Origin of the sequence: Cutibacterium acnes (assembly GCF_003030305.1) — a bacterium.
Taxonomy (GTDB): Bacteria; Actinomycetota; Actinomycetes; order Propionibacteriales; family Propionibacteriaceae; genus Cutibacterium; species Cutibacterium acnes.
The window spans coordinates 277,165-294,852 of sequence record NZ_CP023676.1 but is presented as its reverse complement, the minus strand read 5'-3'; the positions used below and the strand labels follow the sequence as shown (position 1 = coordinate 294,852).

At 62.0% G+C, this 17,688-nt stretch carries 18 protein-coding genes; 4 read left to right on the top strand and 14 right to left on the bottom strand.

The window, feature by feature from the left end; all coding sequences use genetic code 11:
• The 3 genes from topA to CPA42_RS01375 form a co-directional block, all read right to left on the bottom strand.
• The gene (topA, locus tag CPA42_RS01385) at nucleotides 1-2,790 is read right to left on the bottom strand and encodes a type I DNA topoisomerase (protein WP_002525218.1); all 2,790 of its coding nucleotides are present in this window, start codon (nucleotides 2,788-2,790) and stop codon (nucleotides 1-3) included.
• Between the two features lie 222 nt (nucleotides 2,791-3,012).
• Entirely contained in the window at nucleotides 3,013-3,300 is a 288-nt protein-coding gene (locus CPA42_RS01380; RefSeq protein ID WP_002512961.1) for a DUF2249 domain-containing protein, read from the bottom strand.
• A 92-nt stretch (nucleotides 3,301-3,392) separates the two neighbouring features.
• A complete protein-coding gene (locus tag CPA42_RS01375) occupies nucleotides 3,393-4,910 on the bottom strand; it encodes a methyltransferase (protein WP_002517101.1) in 1,518 nt (505 codons plus the stop codon).
• On the opposite strand from CPA42_RS01375, the gene CPA42_RS01370 reads away from it, so the two are divergent.
• Nucleotides 4,898-7,198 carry a DEAD/DEAH box helicase gene (locus CPA42_RS01370; RefSeq protein WP_002517084.1) on the top strand — a complete coding sequence of 767 codons (2,301 nt, stop codon included), beginning with the start codon at nucleotides 4,898-4,900 and terminating at the stop codon, nucleotides 7,196-7,198. The genes CPA42_RS01375 and CPA42_RS01370 overlap by 13 nt on opposite strands.
• Nucleotides 7,199-7,258: 60 nt before the next feature.
• Here CPA42_RS01370 and CPA42_RS01365 read toward each other — a convergent pair whose 3' ends face one another.
• The 8 genes from CPA42_RS01365 to ssd form a co-directional block, all read right to left on the bottom strand.
• Nucleotides 7,259-7,516 carry a hypothetical protein gene (locus CPA42_RS01365; protein WP_002517135.1) on the bottom strand — a complete coding sequence of 86 codons (258 nt, stop codon included), beginning with the start codon at nucleotides 7,514-7,516 and terminating at the stop codon, nucleotides 7,259-7,261.
• 94 nt (nucleotides 7,517-7,610) lie between these two features.
• Nucleotides 7,611-8,018, bottom strand: coding sequence for an Rv3654c family TadE-like protein (locus CPA42_RS01360; protein WP_024513537.1), 408 nt, complete (start codon nucleotides 8,016-8,018; stop codon nucleotides 7,611-7,613).
• Nucleotides 8,015-8,332: a TadE family type IV pilus minor pilin gene (locus tag CPA42_RS01355; protein WP_002518686.1), complete on the bottom strand. Its 318-nt coding sequence runs from the start codon at nucleotides 8,330-8,332 to the stop codon at nucleotides 8,015-8,017. Before CPA42_RS01355 ends, CPA42_RS01360 begins: the two co-directional genes overlap by 4 nt.
• A gap of 89 nt (nucleotides 8,333-8,421) precedes the next feature.
• Nucleotides 8,422-8,709 carry a DUF4244 domain-containing protein gene (locus CPA42_RS01350; RefSeq protein ID WP_002517142.1) on the bottom strand — a complete coding sequence of 96 codons (288 nt, stop codon included), beginning with the start codon at nucleotides 8,707-8,709 and terminating at the stop codon, nucleotides 8,422-8,424.
• Between the two features lie 208 nt (nucleotides 8,710-8,917).
• Nucleotides 8,918-9,667, bottom strand: a complete 750-nt coding sequence (locus CPA42_RS13490) for a type II secretion system F family protein (RefSeq protein ID WP_002517057.1) — start codon at nucleotides 9,665-9,667, stop codon at nucleotides 8,918-8,920.
• Nucleotides 9,664-10,434 carry a type II secretion system F family protein gene (locus CPA42_RS01335; RefSeq protein ID WP_002517096.1) on the bottom strand — a complete coding sequence of 257 codons (771 nt, stop codon included), beginning with the start codon at nucleotides 10,432-10,434 and terminating at the stop codon, nucleotides 9,664-9,666. Before CPA42_RS01335 ends, CPA42_RS13490 begins: the two co-directional genes overlap by 4 nt.
• Nucleotides 10,431-11,597, bottom strand: coding sequence for a TadA family conjugal transfer-associated ATPase (locus CPA42_RS01330; RefSeq protein ID WP_002517205.1), 1,167 nt, complete (start codon nucleotides 11,595-11,597; stop codon nucleotides 10,431-10,433). The genes CPA42_RS01335 and CPA42_RS01330 overlap by 4 nt, the downstream gene beginning before the upstream one ends.
• Entirely contained in the window at nucleotides 11,594-12,652 is a 1,059-nt protein-coding gene (ssd, locus tag CPA42_RS01325; RefSeq protein WP_002518683.1) for a septum site-determining protein Ssd, read from the bottom strand. Before ssd ends, CPA42_RS01330 begins: the two co-directional genes overlap by 4 nt.
• 272 nt (nucleotides 12,653-12,924) lie before the next feature.
• On the opposite strand from ssd, the gene CPA42_RS01320 reads away from it, so the two are divergent.
• The 3 genes from CPA42_RS01320 to CPA42_RS01310 all read left to right on the top strand — a co-directional run bounded on the left by CPA42_RS01320 (nucleotide 12,925) and on the right by CPA42_RS01310 (nucleotide 15,602).
• Entirely contained in the window at nucleotides 12,925-13,539 is a 615-nt protein-coding gene (locus CPA42_RS01320) for a class I SAM-dependent methyltransferase (protein WP_234886117.1), read from the top strand.
• 167 nt (nucleotides 13,540-13,706) lie between these two features.
• Complete coding sequence (gene nhaA / locus CPA42_RS01315) at nucleotides 13,707-14,969, top strand: Na+/H+ antiporter NhaA (protein ID WP_002517166.1); 1,263 nt, start codon at nucleotides 13,707-13,709, stop codon at nucleotides 14,967-14,969.
• 96 nt (nucleotides 14,970-15,065) lie between these two features.
• Complete coding sequence (locus tag CPA42_RS01310) at nucleotides 15,066-15,602, top strand: phage holin family protein (protein ID WP_002517058.1); 537 nt, start codon at nucleotides 15,066-15,068, stop codon at nucleotides 15,600-15,602.
• Between the two features lie 80 nt (nucleotides 15,603-15,682).
• On the opposite strand, the gene CPA42_RS01305 is transcribed toward CPA42_RS01310, so the two are convergent.
• The 3 genes from CPA42_RS01305 to nth form a co-directional block, all read right to left on the bottom strand.
• Entirely contained in the window at nucleotides 15,683-16,246 is a 564-nt protein-coding gene (locus CPA42_RS01305) for an NUDIX hydrolase (RefSeq protein WP_002518681.1), read from the bottom strand.
• Between the two features lie 89 nt (nucleotides 16,247-16,335).
• Nucleotides 16,336-16,923 (bottom strand): TlpA family protein disulfide reductase, encoded by a 588-nt coding sequence (locus CPA42_RS01300; RefSeq protein ID WP_002519962.1) that lies wholly within the window; start codon nucleotides 16,921-16,923, stop codon nucleotides 16,336-16,338.
• The gene (gene nth / locus CPA42_RS01295) at nucleotides 16,920-17,648 is read right to left on the bottom strand and encodes an endonuclease III (RefSeq protein WP_002518679.1); all 729 of its coding nucleotides are present in this window, start codon (nucleotides 17,646-17,648) and stop codon (nucleotides 16,920-16,922) included. The genes CPA42_RS01300 and nth overlap by 4 nt, the downstream gene beginning before the upstream one ends.
• Nucleotides 17,649-17,688: the final 40 nt, after the last annotated feature.

Below are 17,688 nucleotides of genomic sequence, written 5' to 3'. Positions count from 1 at the left end.
TCAGCTTCCTGACGACGTTTTCGCGTTCGCCTTGGTCACCTTGACGGACTTCGAGGTGGCCTTGGTCGTCTTCTTCGTGGTGGTTGTGCGAGTGGTTGTCTTCCTGGTCGTCTTCTTCTTAGTTGGGCTCTTCTTGGCTGGCCCTTTAGCCCGCTTCTCGGCCAGCAATTCCTGGGCCCGCTCCGGGGTGATGTCCTCGACCGAATCGTCCTTGCGGAGGGTCGCGTTGGTCTGGCCGTCAGTAACGTAAGGGCCGAAACGGCCATCATTGACGACGATCGGGCGTCCCGAGGCCGGATCCTCGCCAAGCTCGCGCAACGGCGGTTTAGCCGCAGCACGACCGCGCTGCTTAGGCTGGGCGTAAATAGCCTCGGCCTGCTCCAAAGTGATGGAGAAGATCTCGTCCTCGCTGCCTAAGGAACGCGAGTCCGTTCCCTTCTTGAGATAGGGGCCGTAGCGCCCGTTCTGCGCAGTGATCTCGGTGCCGTCGGCGGCCGTTCCGACCACTCGGGGTAGTGAAAGCAGCTTGAGAGCCTCGTCAAGGGTGACGGTCTCAAGGCTCATCGATCTGAACAAGCTGGCAGTGCGCGGCTTCACCTTGCGCTTGGTGCGACGCTTCTTGCCATCCTTGGTTGTCGTCTCAACGATCTCAGTGGCCTCGTCATCGTCAAGGACCTCGGTGACATAAGGGCCGAAACGCCCGTTGCGGGCCACAATCGGACGATGGCTGTGCGGATCCAGACCGAGCTCGCGGTCCTGACCGTTCGGGCTTACCAGCAGCTCCTTGGCGGCCTCGACGGTGAGCTCGTCAGGAGGCAGAGCGTCGTCGACATTAGCTCGATTGCCCTCCGGATCCTCAACGTAGGTGCCGTAGCGGCCCACCCGGACAACGACGTCAGAGTCGTCGAGCGGGAAGGTGCAGATCGTGCGTGCGTCGATGTCACCAAGCTCAGTGACAAGCTGATGCAGCCCCTCATGGCCCTCGGTGGGCGTCGGGACGTCGCCGTCGCCAGTCTTGGTCTGGCCAAAGTAGAAGGCTGAGAGCACCGCCACCCGATCGGCATTACCACGGGCGATCTGGTCGAGGGTCTCCTCCATGTCGGCGGTGAACTGGTAATCGACGAGGTTGGAAAAGTGTTCCTCCAACAGCCTAGTGACGGCGAACGCTAGCCAGGTCGGCACCAGGGCCGAGCCCTTCTTGAAAACGTAGTCACGGCTGGTGATAGTGCGGATGATTGATGCGTACGTCGATGGGCGACCGATCTCTAGTTCCTCGAGCTTTGCCACCAGGCTGGGCTCGGTGTAGCGGGCCGGCGGGCGGGTGTCGTGCCCCTTAGCGGTCACCTCGCGTGGGTCTAGATCCTGTCCCTTCGACAACTGAGGCAGACGTTTCTGCGCGTCATCGGAAGCTCCTTCGTCGACGGACTCGACGTAAGCGCGCAGGAAGCCATGGAAAGTGATGGTGCGCCCAGACGCGGTGAAGGTAGCGGTGGTGACATCGCCGTCGGGCAGGTTTACCGGCGAGACCGGGGTAGCGTCAATAGTCACCGAAAGGGTTTCGCCCTTGGCGTCGGCCATTTGAGAGGCCAGGGTACGCATCCAGACCAGCTCGTAAAGCCTAAACTCGTCCCCGGTCAGGCCAGTTTCAGCTGGGGTGCGGAAGTGTTCGCCAGCAGGCCGGATGGCCTCATGGGCTTCCTGAGCGTTTTTCACCTTAGAGGCGTAGATGCGCGGCTTGTCCGGAATGTGGTCGGAACCATAGAGCTCGGCAGCCTGGTTGCGAGCCGCGTGAATGGCCTCCTGAGACAGGGCCACCGAGTCGGTACGCATGTAGGTGATGTAGCCGCCTTCGTAGAGATTTTGGGCGACCGACATGGTGCGCTGGGAGGTGAAGCCGAGCTTGCGACCTGCTTCCTGCTGCAAGGTCGTGGTACGGAAGGGGGCGTAAGGGCGGCGGGTGTACGGCTTGGACTCCACCTTGGTGACGGTGAACGGAGCCTTTTCAAGGGCCTTCGCGATAGCGGTCGCGGCAACTTCGTCAAGGCGGCGCACGCTGGAAATGAGGTTGCCGTGGGAGTCGAAGTCGCGGCCGGTGGCGATCTTGGTGTCATCGAGGGAAACCAAGCGGGCCTGAAACTCATCCAGGTCGGCGGTTAAGGTGGCTTCCATGTCCCAGTAGTTCGCGCTGGTGAACGCCATCCGCTCGCGCTCACGGTCGACGACTAGTCGGGTAGCTACTGACTGCACGCGACCTGCCGACAGCCGCGGCAGTACCTTCTTCCACAACACCGGGGAGACCTCGTAACCGTAGAGACGGTCAAGGATGCGTCGGGTCTCTTGGGCGTCGACGAGGTCTGTATCAAGCTTTCGGGTATGGGCGACGGCCTCGTTGATGGCCTTCTCGGTGATCTCGTTGAACACCATGCGACGCACCGGCACCTTCGGCTTGAGCTCGTCAAGCAAATGCCAGGCGATGGCCTCCCCCTCGCGGTCACCATCGGTAGCGAGCAGGAGCTCGTCAGAGTCCTTGAGCAGGCTCTTGAGTTCGCGGATCGTCGACCGCTTTTCTGGGGAAACGACGTAGACCGGGGTGAACTCGTTATCGACGTTGACTCCGGTACGCGCCCATGGCTCCCCTTTGTACTTGGCGGGAACCTCGGATGCGCTGGTGGGCAGGTCGCGCACGTGACCCTGACTGGCTCGCACGGTGTACTTGGGCCCCAGGTACCCGGCGATCATCGTGGCCTTATGGGGGGACTCGACGATGACGAGGCTCTTGGTCGGTGACATTCCTGCCTTCTCCGTTGACGTGATGTGAGCTGCTGGGCTGCCCAAAGTGGACGGCCCGCGGCCCAATGTAGCGGCACCGTCACCGGTGGTCGCGCGTCAACCGTAACAACAGCCGTCGCATCCGGCACCTCGGGTATGCCAGAAACGTAAACACTTCGCCCCCGACGGACCGGCTACACATGAGGTACCGGAGGCCGGGAGCGCATCCGGATCCTCAGAGCATCAGGCCTGTTTGGTGAGCTTAAGGTGCCATTCGTCGGGACCCTCGACGAGGTACTCGACGCCAACACTGCCGATCTGCTCAAGCTGGCTCAGCAGGGGCAGCGGGTTGTGCGGGGCAATAAGGACCATCGAGGCACCCGGCTGCAGCTGCGCAAAGGCACCAATGACGGCACCATGACGGATAGCGTGCGGAATAGTGCGCACATCGAGCTCAGGCAACTCGGTGTCGCTTTCACCGCAGCTGCAGTGATGGGTCTCGGTAAGCGGGATCTCCTGGTGGTCAGTCATCAGTCCTCCTTTTTAATGATTGCTTCGCCAAAAATAGCGCACCCGGGATCGAAGTGTGGCATTACGGGTTACAGCGCTCAGCGTGCACCCGGTCATGCAGTCTCGAGGATGCCGTAGCGCAGGCATTCGCGAACCAGAGGCAGCACCTCGATGAGCAAGGCGTCATGGTCAACCTCAAGAATCGCAGAGACGGCATCGGTGATCTGAGCCAATGTGAGTTCGCCGTCGCAAGCACCCAACACTCCGCCAGAGGCCGTCGTCATCTCGACAGCCCGGCATAGCCCGCGACGCTGACGCAACACGACGTGCTCAGGGTCGGTGGCACCGGGACGTCCGGTAGTTTCGCTGTCAACGTTGGGGGCGATGCGCCAACGTCGAGCAAGCAGGTCCTCGTCACTGAGATGCGCCCAGATGACAGCCTGGGCGCGTCGAGCCATCGTTCCACCAATCGGTTGTGCCACCTGCCAGGGCCATTCTTCGAAGCAGAGATCGGGATCGTCCCGGCCCGCCTTGGTCAAAGTGATCCACCCCAGAGACACACCGGTGACGTCGAGATTGTCGAAGTAGGACAACCACTCGTCGTAGCGAGACCGCCACTGGGCAGACCCGTCCAATCCGGCATCGGTAAGCCAGGTCTCGATGTACTCGCAAACGTCGAGGTGCTCGCGCTCGACCACCCACAGATCGCAGCCAGTCTCCTCGACCCAGGTGGCGAGCCTTTCGGACCACGGTTGATCACCGATGTGGGCCCAGTTAGCAAGAACCTGGAGCATCCCGCCGTCATTGAGACGGGCAGGGGCACCACGAACCACGGCCTCCACCAAGCCGTCCCCACAGAACCCTCCCTCCCGGTAGATCAGCCGTTGGCCATCACGGCTAGGCGGAGCCATGACGTAGGGCGGATTAGTGACGATGAGGTCGAAGGTGTCGTGGCCGCAGGGGTCGTAGAGGGATCCGTCCCGGATGTCTACGTCGGCGTGAGAAAGACGGCAAGTGAGCTGGGCCATCTCGAGGGCTCTAGGGTTGACGTCAGTGGCGACGACATGATCGGCATGACGCGACAAGTGCAGGGACTGGACGCCGCACCCGCACCCCATGTCGAGGGCGCTCCCCACGTGAGTTGGTACAGCCATCTGGGTCAGTGAAACTGATGCTGGTGAAACGCCTAATACGTAGTCAGGGCGGATTTTAGTGATGGCCTTATCCAAGCCCGGGGTGAGGTCGGAAACTGTCCACCCCGAAGCGCCGTCGTCGGGGGACCCGTAGGGACGCACATCGACCAGGGCGCGAGCTGTTGATCCCGCAATGCTGACGATGCCGGCCTCAGTGAGGGCTTGCAGCGGCAACGGTGCCAACTGTTCAACGGGAACGGGCTGCTGCAACAGCCATAGACGAATAGCTCCGGCCAAGGCATCCGTGCGCCCTGCTAACGCCCGCAAAGCTGGTGTGGCGCTATTTCTGGTCAACCCGAGCTGCCCAGAGTCGCCGATGGCGGCCATGACAGGATCAGTCACGTACCCGATATCGGTGAAGATGTGCCGCAGCTGTTCGATCTCGTCGACGGTGAGGTGTCTGCCCATGGTGGCAATCTTGGCGCGTGATCGTTCCATCTGTCTCGTCAACCCGTGACGCTGTGTCGCGGCTGTTGACCAGCCCCCAGGTGGTCTATCTTGATCATCGCGAGGCCGCAGCAGGACACACCTGCGAGTGGCCTTCGTGGTTCCCCGAGGATTGTCGTCAAGCCGTCGAAGCGGCTGGGATTCATCGGCCATGGCAACACCAGGCGCGATTCGCCGAGCTGGCAAGAGCAGGCCGTCATGCAGCGATCTGTACCGCAACGGCGTCGGGAAAAACCTTGGCCTATTTGTTGCCGATCATGGCTGCGACGGCATCGGCCACCCCGGTGGTGCCGGAGTCGCCAACTCCTGGCCTGCCGGCATCTTTGCGGGATTCCCTACACCGCAACAGTGCCCTGTACCTGGCTCCCACGAAGGCCCTGGCTCACGACCAAGAACGCGTTTGCCGCGAGGTTGGGCCGAGGGATTGGCTGGTTTCGACCCTTGACGGCGATTCCGATGAGGCTGAGCGTCGTTCCGCCCGGGAGCAGGCCCGATACGTCCTCACGAACCCGGACATGTTGCACCACACGGTGCTGCCGTCTCATGCACGGTGGGCTGGGTTGCTCGGAAGCCTGCGATATGTCGTCATTGATGAAGCCCACCGATATCGCGGGGTCTTCGGGGCACACGTGGCCCAGGTTATTCGCCGGCTGCGCAGGCTTTGTCGGATGCATGGCGCAGATCCGGTATTCCTGCTTTCTAGCGCGACCTCGACGAACGCAGCCGAAGCCGGGACCCGCCTGCTCGGGGTAGAGAAGGTCGAGGTCGTTGATGAGGATTGCTCCCCACACCCGGGCCGTGACGTCGTCTTGTGGCAGCCAGCCGAGTCCATCTCAACCGATGCGACGGGGCTTGTAGCTGACCTGGCCGACGCCGGATTACAGACGATCTGTTTCGTCGCCTCGCGTTCGCTGGCAGAGGTCATTTCTGCCCATGCCCAGGACCGGGTAACTAGCGGCGCTCGGGTTACCGCGTATCGGGCTGGGTACCTTCCCGAGGACCGACGACGTATCGAGGCCAGACTGCAGGACGGCTCGGTGCGAGCGGTCGTCGCAACGAATGCCCTGGAGCTGGGTGTAGACATTTCGGGGATGGACGCTGTCGTTATCGCCGGGTATCCGGGACGACTGTCGGCCTTGTGGCAGCAGGCTGGTCGAGCCGGACGGTCGGGCCGTGACGCGTTGGTGGTGCTCATGGCCCGGGAAAATCCGCTGGATCAATACCTCTTTGAGCACCCCGAATTATTGTTCTCGTCCTCGGTGGAATCGACTGTGTTGCACCCGGATAACCCGTATGTGCTCGGCCCGCACGTGGCCGCGGCCGCCCAGGAGGCATACCTCTCCCCTGCGGACGAAGAGTTTTACGGGTCGGCCTTTGCCGGGATATGCAAAACGCTGACAGGCCAGAACGTACTGCGACGTCGCGGAAATCGGCTGTTCTGGACCCGTCCAGAACGGGCTGTCGACGCCATCGACCTGCGATCGGCGGCAGGCAAAGGGATTGACATTATCGACGTGTCCACGGGGAGGGTCATCGGGGGAGTCGACGAAGCCGCCGCAGACCGTACCGTGCATCCAGGCGCGGTGTACCTGCATCAGGGGGATCAATGGCTGGTCGACGAATACAACCCGGTCGAGCACCACGCCCTGGTGCACCAGGACCTGCCGGGATATTGGACTCAACCGCAGTCAGCGTCGACGGTGAGAATCCTTCGGGAGGAGAGACGTCGCGCTTGTGGTCCCGGATATGTGGCGTGCGGGCAGGTGGAACTGACAGAGCAAGTTGTTGGGTATCTGCGTCGCGACGAAATCACCAATGATGTGTGGGACTCGGTGGCCCTCGAGATGCCCACCCACACCATGATCACCCAGGCCTGCTGGTGGGTTATTCCCGACAAAGTTGTGGACGACCTGAAGTTCGATGCCGTCCATCTGGCAGGGGCCGCCCATGGCGCTGAGCACACCGCGATTGGACTACTGCCAATGTACTCACCGTGCGACCGATGGGATGTGGGTGGGGTGTCGACGGTGATGTTGCCTGACACTGGAGCGTGCACCATCGTCGTCCACGACGGTCAGGCCGGTGGGGCTGGATTCGCCGAGGCCGGTTTCGAGAAGGCCGAGGAATGGTGGCATGCCACCATCATGCGCCTAGCCCAATGTGGATGTGAGTCTGGATGCCCCGCCTGCGTCGTCTCGCCCAAATGCGGGAATGCCAACCAAATGCTCGATAAGGCCGCTGCTGCCGCACTGACGGCAGCGATGGATCCGCTGGCCTAATCGGTCATTCGACATAGTTTATGGTGCGGCTTCGGTATCCCCTCCTCGCGGATGTTTGTGTTACCGCCCCTGCAACATCCCCAGCACTACTCTGGGCAGCTCAGCACCCCAGGTTGGTGATTCGCATCTGTTTACGGACAAGCTCGTGACAGACAACTGACCCAGGTCGTCTTCGGCTGCCTGGGCTGAAATGACCTCGCTCGGTGCCATTCCTGGAACCATCCGCAACTCTCGATAGAGGTATAATTTCCCGGTCCTATGAGCATCAGGAATGACGGTGATCCGTCCCAATTCCATATCGAGATCTCGACACAGCATCCGTGCAGCGACACCTGGAACTCATGCGCTAGGACGGATCACCGACGCCCCCTAGGGCCGCCTATGGTTCCCCTGGCATTTCTGGGCGAAATTCTCACTCCATCGGGCCGGCCCGAGACGATTTCACCACCCTGGTAGGCATTCCCGGCAACTCCCATCCGCGGTGAAGCTGTACCCTTACCTCGACGGTCACAGACGACCCGTTCTCCGTGTTATGCACAACGCATGAAACCAGTTCAGCCCCATTGGCTTTGACGGTTCGCTCGGCCACGGGGCAGCCAGGCTCCCCGATGGCCTGGGCTCCCCCAGCGGCCAATGCGGCCATGTCAGACGTCTCTTCCGCACGATGAGTAGCTGACCACCATCCCGTGATTAAAAGTGACATCCACACTGCCGCGATGAACCCCACCCCGACAGCCGCCAACAACAGGGTTCCCGAGCCTCGTTCTCCACCCGCTTTGGTGCCACGAGTCCGGATTCTCGACAAGGCCAAATTCATCATGTCTGCCCCGGTTCCATCGGAGAACGGGCCTGCCCTCGCAGGTGTACCGGCCCGATCCTCCCCAACGACCTGTCGACCTGAACGGTCACGTTCACCCAGCCGCCGGATGTGGTTGTAGATACCTTGGCTCCGGTGGGCGCGTTACTCTCGGCCTGCCGAGCCGACGCGGTATCCCCGCGAGCCACCTGACGGGCCACCTGGGCGGCCGTCGTACGGCAGGCATCCTCGACGACTACCAGCCCCACCACCCAACAACTTGTTGCCACTACCAGGGTGGCTGCGATGAGACTGACAGCCATCTCGACTGTCACCATCCCCCGTGCTATACGCTGCCGGGATCGCTGCGGGGAGCGACCCGGCGTGGCGGACACCCGCGAGCGTCCGCCACGACGAGCCAGACCGGTCACGGCAGCATGCCTCCTGCCTTGCCAATGATGCTGACAACCAGTTTGAGCAGCTTCGTGAAGACCTCCTGGTGGGTGACGACCTTGAGCAAGACCAGCGCGAGCGCGACGGCGGCAAGCATGCCGACGGCGTACTCCGCGGTAGCCATGCCACGATCAATGATCTTGTTGCGCGCTGCTCGGTAACGCCCTCGATGTCGGGGCTCTACCACATCAGTAGCGCCAACCAGGTCGAGAGACCTAGCAGAGATGACGGGTTCCGTCGTTGGATCGGTGTTCTCAGACACTGTCGTCTCCTGTCTGTTTATCAGGCCGGGCCACTCCCGACCTCTATGAGGCGTGTGCCTCACACCTCCAGTTGTCGTCTGAGCTCCCAAAATCCGCCAGTCAGTTTCATTTCTGTGGATAACCCGCCTACGGTCACCCAAACCCCCTGTGGACAACCGATGGCAGGCAGGACGACATGCCCGTGCCCTCACGACACAGCCCGTGTCGTCACAGCGCCCCCAACACCATTCCGGCGATAATCGGCACCACGCCAACCAACAAAAAGGCTGGAAGGTGGCAGCACACCAGCGGACCGATGGCGTCAACTCCCGCCTTACGTGCCTTTTTCTCGGTCTTTTCTGCGGCTGCAACCTGAAGTTGCGCAGCATGGGCCGACAACAGTTCGCTGATCCCTTCACCAGAGTCCACGGCTCGTGAGACGTCCTGAGCAGGATCACGCCACACTTCTACCGACGCGAGATCGTTCCAAGCCCTCGAGTCCGGCACTCCTGCCGCCAGAGACGACGCCAACCGACGCAAATCCTCAGCGCATGGTCCTTCCAACGATTCGGCTACCGTTGTTACTGCCGACCGCAATGGCAGCCCAGCCTCCATCGCGCTCGAGAGCATCAGGAGAGCCTCAGGAAGCTGAGCCGCCCGATGCTGTTCCATTCGTCTATGCCCCGATGACTCAAGCCGGCCAGACCCCCACCACATCACCGTTCCCACAAGAACGGATAAACCCGCCGCTGCTGGAAACGGCCACGGCACGCCGATGAGGACCGCGCAGGCCGCAACTAGCCCCGCTAGCACCCGTATGTGCGATGCTGGGGCTCCGGGGCGAGGAGCCAGCCAAGCGGGAGGCGGTTTCCGAGCCTGAGTACGTGTTCGTGCTGTCGCCGGAACGACCAGCCACGCTGCGATCGCGGCCATGATCATCGCCGGAAGGAGGGTTCCCGTCACATCGATGTCGCTCATGGCAGTGCCTCCTTCGCTACCCGATCAGCCAGAGACTCACTCCACAGCACCCCAACGCATGCCAGCAAGGTCGATCCCAACAAGCAAGCCCTCCCTAACCATGTGGTGGTAAGGAACACCATCGGATGCGCTCCGACGACATGGCCCATAAGCAATCCGACCAGAGGTAGTAGACCCATGATCCGCCCCGACGCCCGAGCCGCCGCGAGTTCGGAGTCGAGGGTGGCTTCTAGGCGGGCTCGCCGAGCTGTTCCTTCAGCCACGGATTTCGCCGCTGGGGCGAGGGGCGCACCTGTTGTCGCCGCCAAATGCCACGCGTGGGCTAGTGGCACCAGACCAGCCATCCCTGGTTGCCGGGAGGTGGCAATGAGGGCGTCGGAAACGCTTCCGCCCACTGCCTGAGCCCGCCTAGCCTGGGCCAATACCTCCACGTCATCAGCCACGTGCTCTAGCGCAACTGAGGGGATCTCTCCCACCGACACCCGTCCAGCCAAAGCCCTTGTCGCCCGGGCAACCTCGCGACCGCCTTTAAGAATCTGGGCTCTCCGACGCTGACGGCGCACAACGACGAGCACCGTTTCGCCCACGACTACTGTCATAACGGCCCACACCACACCGCTCGCGCCAAAAAGCAACCAGGCCACCACGAACCCCACCGGTATCCCCGACCACGCTGGTAGATGCCGCCCCTCCTGCTTCCTTGTGGCGGATGGCATCGCTATCCATACTGCCAACCCCATAAGCAAGGAGGCTCCGATGACCGTCATCGCGCCACCTCCATTCCGAGCAACTGTGACAACCTCCCCGCACCGTCGCCAAGAGTCATCACGCCGTCGGCATCCCACCGCACGGCGGGTAGGACCACAGCTCGACCCTCGACATCGACGAAAACCCCAATCTCCGCCACCCGTCGTCCCCTCTCTCCCCTCTCCACATGAATGACGGTGTGAAGGGCTGCGGTGATCTGAGCCGATGCCGCCTCCCGAGATAACCCACCCAAAGCAGCCAAAGCCTCCAGACGAGCCGGCACCTCAGCCACCCCGTTGGCGTGCACCGTCCCGCAACCACCCTCATGACCGGTATTGAGGGCCATGAGGAGATCTCGCAGTTCCGCCCCTCGCACCTCTCCAAGGACGATCCGGTCGGGCCTCATTCGCAAGCACTGACGGACCAAGTCGGTCAGAGTCACCGATCCTTTACCCTCAGAGTTGGCTGCGCGGGCCTCCATTGACACCCAGTGCGGATGGTCGATCCAGATCTCCCGGGAGTCCTCCACAATGACCAGCCTTTGGTCCGACGGCAAGCTCGTCAGCATCGCGGAAAGCAGGGTCGTCTTTCCGGTCCCGGTACCCCCAGTTACCAAGAAGGCCAACTTCCGGCTCAAAATTGTGTCGATCATCCGTCGGCACCCCGGTGCCATCGATCCTCCGGTTACCCAATCGTCGAGGGAGAGGCAGCGTCGGGACGGCACTCGCAAACTAAGACAGGTCCCTGGCCTCGCCAGCACATCCAAGACAGCGTGAACCCGGATGCCGTCTGGCAGCCTGGCATCCACCCACGGATTGCCGTCATCGAGCCGACGCCCCACCGCTGCAGCCAGCCGCACTGCTAAAGCCCTTACTTCCTCAGGTCCGCTGAAGGTGACGTCGGTCAGTTCCAGGCCTTGTCCGCGGTCGATAAACACCTGGTTGGGACCGTTGACGAGGACGTCAGTGACCCCGTCCATTGCCAGCAAAGGATCTAATCGCCCGGCCCCAGTGCTGGTGCGGCGTAGCTCTTCGACGACCGCCAGTACGGTTTTGTCTGAAGCCACCCGGCCACAGTCGAGAATGGCGTGGGCGACGTCCATCGGTGTCCAGTCCCGCGCAAGGCCAGCCAGTCGGCGTCGCACCTGCTCGACGAGCTTGAGATCCGGTTCTTCTCCGCTCATGAGCCCATCACCTGATCAACGAGCTCAGCGCACCCGCTACGCCATCGTCGGGAGGCCACCACCCATGGCGCTTCCCCGTCCCCCTGGCCACGAGCCAGTCGGCGGTCATCCTTGATCGTCATATCGGGCCGTACCCCCAACACCGACTCGATATCCTCGTCAGGCATGGATCGTCCCGGCCCTCGCCGCGCTACGAGGAGGTCCGGAAGGTTCTGCCCTCTGGCCGTCATCACAGATCTGAGGTCAGCCGCCACCACCCCGACCTTGACGTTCACCGTGACCTCCGGAGTATCAAGACCTCCCGGATCCACGACGACAAGATCGTGATCGCCAGCCAGGGAATCAACCACAGCTCTACGAGCTGCTGGAGGCACGTGAACACCCACCCTGCCTGCACTCACCACCTCAACACCGTCGAGGGAAGGCACGTGAGACCCCAAATCAGTCGTCACCCCGCGGGCCGACGCCAACTCAGGCCACCGCCACCCGTCTTTTCTCTCGATGCCTAGCAGCAGGTCGATCCCGCCGGCACTGGGATTAAGTTCAACCAGCCCAACTTTTATCCCCGACCTCGCAGCGGCCCATGCCAGACCTGATGCCAAGGTGCTGACCCCAGTACCGCCTCCACTCGAATTCACCTGCACCACTGTGGCCCTCGATGTCGTCGCCAGTTCGTCATGGAGAATCTCAGTAAGCACCTGATTGGCTCGCGGCACGACGATGACGCTGGCCGATAGTCCCGCCGACCAGCGTGCCGCCTCCTCAGCGTCGAAACCGACGACATAGGTGCCCGACCGTGGAGACAGCCCCCACGCCATCACCGACCCAGCCATGTCCGCTCCTACCAGCAATGGACCATTCCTCGACCAAGCCCGTGACACGGCTTCGCGGCCCCCTAAGACTTCCACACCAACCCCACCGCTGGCTGCCACTGACCCGACGACCTCCGCCAATCGACTATCCCGGGTCACCAAGACGACCGCTGTCTCCTCCGGGGCAGCACTATGCGCAGGCCGATGCACCGCAGCGCCCCGTCCTTGTCCAAGAATCTTCATACCTTCAGTTGTCGTCGGAAACCGCAGAATTCGTCACCCAATGTCAGATCTGTGGAAAACCGTGCCAACTCGCCGACGAGCCCCTGTGGACAACCCTGGCCACCACGATTCCCTCTACAATCGGGGCCATGGCAGTCTCTTCGGCACCGCATCTTCCCAGCGGCTCATTCGAATGGCTGACTGCCGGACGTGTGGACCCAGGTAGTCGAGTCGTCGTGCTGTGCCCGACCGTCGCCCATTGCCGAGCCGTTGCCTCCCATGGGGCCGATGTCCTGGCCGTTCACCGCGATCCCGATACCGCGGAAAAACTCAACCGCATTCCTGGCGTCATGGCCGTCTGCGGGTCGCCCGAATCGTTACCTCTTAATTCATCCAGTTTCGATGCTGTCTTGGTGCACCAGGGCTTTCACGAATTGGCCCCCGGCCTCGCCTTACCTGAAATCGCCCGCGTCCTGCGCCCAGGCAGTGTCCTCGGCGTCTCCTGGCTGGTACGCGATGACACTGTTCCGTGGGTCAAGCGGCTTGCGGCGCTACTGCGCACCGTCGATGAGAATGCTATGAGCGGCGACTACGGCACCGAGTCAGTACATGAACTCATCTCCAGCAAGTACTTTCCGGAGGACGAGCACACCACCAAGCGCCTGTGGGTGCCGGTCAACCGTGACTCTCTCGTCGCCATGGCTGCGGCCCGACCGGCCGTCCGGGCCCTCGACTCCGACGCCCGCTCCAACGTGCTCACGAAGGTTGCCGCACTCGCCGACGATTCTGCCGGGACTAGCGGGTTACGTCTGCCCTATCAACTTGAATGCTGGCGGGCTTGGGTCGACCACGATGAGCTCACCACCCCTATTCGACCCCATGACGACGGCCTGACGATCACGCTCTGATCCCGCTCACACCGTGCCTTAACACGGTCCGTCCACCCTATGAGCGCCGATCGGTGACATCACACCAATTTGGTATGCTGCTACACAGGGTGTGCCGGGAAGTCTGGTCGGCGTGACTCTGTCCCCTATCCCGCTGAGCCCGCGCCGCGGGTTCCCGAGAGGCATTTATGACGGATTCCCGCAAGAACAAGCGGCCTCGCAAGAGCATCCTTCGACCGGTGACAGGCCCGAACGCCCTTCACCTGTCTGACATCTTCCGAAACGAAACCACTGGCGGCATGCTGATGCTGGCAGCCACGGTCGCAGCCCTCTTGTGGGCCAATCTTGGTCATCACTCGTACCATTTCTTCCGTGAATTGGCTCTTGGTCCGCTCACAATCGAGCAGTGGGCGGCTGACGGCCTTCTAACGGTCTTCTTCTTCATCGCCGGCCTCGAACTCAAGCGAGAATTCGTTGAGGGATCGCTATCGCGACCTGCTGACGCATTGGTCCCCATCGTTGCCGCAGTATGCGGAATGGTGTTCCCGGCTGGCATCTACACGCTATTCAACGTGTTAGCCAGCGACGGACACCCGGCAGGTTGGGCCATCCCGATGGCAACCGACATCGCCTTCGCCTTGACGGTACTAGCCATCGTCGGAGCAGGCTTGCCACAGGCCGTACGAGCCTTCCTGCTCACCTTGGCCATTGCCGATGACCTCGGTTCGATCATCGTGATCGCAGTCTTTTTCTCCACGGGCCTGGACATCTGGTGGCTCGCCGGTGCGATCGCCTGCATCGGCCTCTGGGGAGTGATGCAACACTTCCACGTCGATAACGGCTGGTGGTACGTGCCGATCTTCATCGTCGGGTGGTGGTGCATGCTGCGCTCCGGCGTCCACGCCACCATCGCCGGCGTCGCTTTTGGCCTCCTGACCCGCACTGAGGAAGACGTCCTGGACGACCCCGTTGATCGCTGGCAGCACAAAGTGGAGCCATGGTCGGCCGGTGTCGTCGTCCCCTTTTTCGCTCTCATGAGCGCCGGTGTCCACGTCAGCGGGAAAACCTTCCTGGCCCTATGGACTCACCCAATCTCGCTGGGTATCGTCTGCGGGCTCATTCTTGGAAAGGTCATCGGCATCACCCTCGGATCCTGTCTCACCGCCCGATTCACCTCGGCTGAGCTGGGTCGCGGTGTTGTATGGCGCGACATCATCGCGGTAGCTGTGTTGGCGGGCATCGGATTTACCGTCTCAATGCTCATGACCGATCTATCCTTCCCAAAGAACCACGAATTCGCGGACGAGGCCAAGGCATCCGTGCTGATGGCATCCTTCTTGGCGGCCATCCTTGGTGGTGCCATGCTGCACCATCGCGGCAAAAGTCACGCCATGCGCCAGACCAAGCATTCCCACGAGGTTCCGGTTGCAGCCGGTACCTGCAACGACTAAAGCCAGTTCCTGCGACGACAACTCAACCCGAACACAGCAGATCGAACCTATTCCCGTTAGGCTGAGATCATTACATTCATCACGCGGAGGCATCCCATGGCAGACAAGCTCCCGGTTGGCGATACGATTGACAACCTTAAGACTGACGGCCAGAAGTTGGTCCAGGACTCCAAGGCCTTGGTGACGGCGGAGATCAAGCCTGCCGCCAAGCACGCCGGGATTGGTGTCGGCATGTTCGGAGGCGCTGGTTACTTCGGTATCGTCGGCGCACTGTTGCTGTGGCTGTGTGGCGCCTTCGCTTTTTCTCTTATGTGGCAGCATATTGGCAACTGGGACATCCTGCTGTCTCTAGTTGTCGGTTTTGCGACGATGGCTGTCGTCCTATTCATCCTGGCAGGCATCCTCGCCCTGGCCGGCAAGGGACAAATATCTCAGGTCAAAGCCCCGACCGGCATCGTTGACGAGGCTAAATCAACTCTCACAGCGGTCAAGTCGGCCGTCGCCCGTGGTAAGTACAACGCCACTGCCCGCAGCAGCATCGACGCCAGCGAAATTCCTTCTCCTGCCGCTCCGGTGGCGGCTGACGGGACTTCCGCTCCCCGCCGCGCTAGCGGTGCGACCGAGCGCGACTGAGTTAACTATTACGGCCCTCCCACAGCTATGTGGGAGGGCCGTTGCCTATGATGTAGCCATCAAGGCGCGGAACCCGCACCTCAAGGAATGTCGTTCGGCGTCATCTCCTCCGGCAGACGTCGAGCCCCTAAATATCCTTCCGGAATCTCCACCATGCGCTCCCGATCCCACGGCCGGGACCATCCGCCGCGATCGAGCAAAGCGTCGAGAACATGGGCAGTGAATCCCCACACGAATATGTCGGGTAGGACGAAGGCCGGACCGCGATATCCCGAGGGGTGACGTGTGGTGGCACGAGCCGCCGGATTTGCCAGGTCAGCCAGTCTGACACGCTGCACCATGGCCACCTCGGCGGGATCCACGACCCCAACTGTCCCTGCCCCACTCCAGGTGGCGATGACGGTCGTGACATCAGAGCCGCTAGCAGCCACGTGGGCAGTCGGCAGCACTCCCCTCACGGTGACGAGGCGTCTGTCCAATCCCACCTCCTCGTGGGCTTCCCGCAGGGCGGTATCGACGATCGTCTCGTCAGTGTTCTCAGCCCGACCCCCAGGTAGGGCTACCTGTCCAGCATGGTGACGCAAGGACAGTGGTCGTCGAGTCAGGACAATGTCGTTCCCTTCCTCGCTGATAAGGGCCAGCACCGCCGAGGATCGTCCGCCGCCAGGTCGTCGTCCCACCGAAAAATCAGGGTCGTCACGGCCAAGACTGGCGATGAGGGCACTTAAGTGACTCATGGCGTCCTCTTAATGACCTTGTCAATAGCAGAGTCAAGCTCCCGCTGGGAGCGCCACTGTCCACTGTGACGGGTGACGATAGTTCCGTCGCGCACGATGAAGGTGACGGGCACCCCACTGATCTGCCAAGCGCCTTGGATAGTGCTGTCAGGATCCTGCAGGTGGGGGAAGGTCAGACCCGCGTCACCCGCGAACGAAATGGCCTCGGATGCGTCAGATTCAGCGTAATCGATGCCAAGGAAGTGCACCCGGTCGTGATACCTGCGGTACGCGTTCGCAATGAGCGGAGCCTCACTACGACATGGTCGACACCACGACGCCCAGATCGTCACGACGGTCACACCCCTCGACGTCGCCCGAGACATGGAGACCGTCGGCCCCTCACCAAGGCATTGCAAGCCGTGATCAGGCATGGGCCGGCCCTCTGTGGCCGGCCCGGAACTTTTCGCAATCGGCCCCGACGGCAGATGCGAGCACCCCGGTATTCCGGCATCCTCGCGCTGATGAGCCATGCCCGCATCTCCCCCGCAGCCAGCAAACATCAAGGCGGCCATCACCGCGCTGAAAACCTTCATCCCCCTCATCGACGCGGCTCCCGGACTAACGTGGCGGCCTCCTCGGGATCCGTTGGGCCTTCCCCGAAGGACGGGCACCACTCGGCAACCGGGCATACCCCGCAGGCAGGACGCCGCGAGTGACAGCGCCGCCGCCCGTGCCAGATGAGGCGGTGACACAACATCACCCATTCAGACGGGTCAAAAAGCTCAGCCAGGTCGGTTTCCACCTTGGCGGGGGTAGTCGCATCGGTCCAGCCCAGACGTCGAGATACCCGCATGACGTGGGTGTCCGGGGTGATTCCGGGGATGCCGAAGGCATTACCTAAAACAACATTGGCGGTCTTACGACCGACTCCGGGCAGGGTCACAAGAGAGTCAAGATCGTCAGGGATGGCACCGTCAAAATTGTCGACGAGCTTCGCGCCCATCGACACCAGGCGCGCTGCTCGGGTTGGTCCACATCCCAGCGGGGCGACTACTGTCTCGACTTCACCAATGTCAGCATCGGCCAGGGCCTGGGGGCCAGGCCAACGGTTGAACAACGTGGGTGTGACGGTATTGACTCGCCGATCCGTCGTTTGGGCCGACAGCACCGTGGCAACGAGCAATTGGTACGGACCGGCGTAATTCAACTCGCAGTGAGCGTCTGGATAGGCCTTGGCAAGGAGTGCTCGCACCTCGTTGGCGCACGCGCGGCAGTCCTCCCGTTGAGGTCGAGATGCGCTAGGGGATGCTGCCATGGAGCTAAGCATAGGAGGAGAATCGAGGCCCGGTGTCAGCACCGAATGTGAC

Excerpts from the sequence above, each read along its gene's own strand:
- topA (WP_002525218.1), bottom strand. The coding sequence starts at position 2,790 with ATGTCACCGACCAAGAGCCTCGTCATCGTCGAGTCCCCCCATAAGGCC.
- CPA42_RS01380 (WP_002512961.1), bottom strand. The coding sequence starts at position 3,300 with ATGACTGACCACCAGGAGATCCCGCTTACCGAGACCCATCACTGCAGC.
- CPA42_RS01375 (WP_002517101.1), bottom strand. The coding sequence starts at position 4,910 with ATGGAACGATCACGCGCCAAGATTGCCACCATGGGCAGACACCTCACC.
- CPA42_RS01365 (WP_002517135.1), bottom strand. The coding sequence starts at position 7,516 with ATGCTGTGTCGAGATCTCGATATGGAATTGGGACGGATCACCGTCATT.
- CPA42_RS01360 (WP_024513537.1), bottom strand. The coding sequence starts at position 8,018 with ATGATGAATTTGGCCTTGTCGAGAATCCGGACTCGTGGCACCAAAGCG.
- CPA42_RS01355 (WP_002518686.1), bottom strand. The coding sequence starts at position 8,332 with ATGGTGACAGTCGAGATGGCTGTCAGTCTCATCGCAGCCACCCTGGTA.
- CPA42_RS13490 (WP_002517057.1), bottom strand. The coding sequence starts at position 9,667 with ATGAGCGACATCGATGTGACGGGAACCCTCCTTCCGGCGATGATCATG.
- CPA42_RS01335 (WP_002517096.1), bottom strand. The coding sequence starts at position 10,434 with ATGACGGTCATCGGAGCCTCCTTGCTTATGGGGTTGGCAGTATGGATA.
- CPA42_RS01330 (WP_002517205.1), bottom strand. The coding sequence starts at position 11,597 with ATGAGCGGAGAAGAACCGGATCTCAAGCTCGTCGAGCAGGTGCGACGC.
- ssd (WP_002518683.1), bottom strand. The coding sequence starts at position 12,652 with ATGAAGATTCTTGGACAAGGACGGGGCGCTGCGGTGCATCGGCCTGCG.
- nhaA (WP_002517166.1), top strand. The coding sequence starts at position 13,707 with ATGACGGATTCCCGCAAGAACAAGCGGCCTCGCAAGAGCATCCTTCGA.
- CPA42_RS01310 (WP_002517058.1), top strand. The coding sequence starts at position 15,066 with ATGGCAGACAAGCTCCCGGTTGGCGATACGATTGACAACCTTAAGACT.
- CPA42_RS01300 (WP_002519962.1), bottom strand. The coding sequence starts at position 16,923 with ATGAGGGGGATGAAGGTTTTCAGCGCGGTGATGGCCGCCTTGATGTTT.
- nth (WP_002518679.1), bottom strand. The coding sequence starts at position 17,648 with ATGCTTAGCTCCATGGCAGCATCCCCTAGCGCATCTCGACCTCAACGG.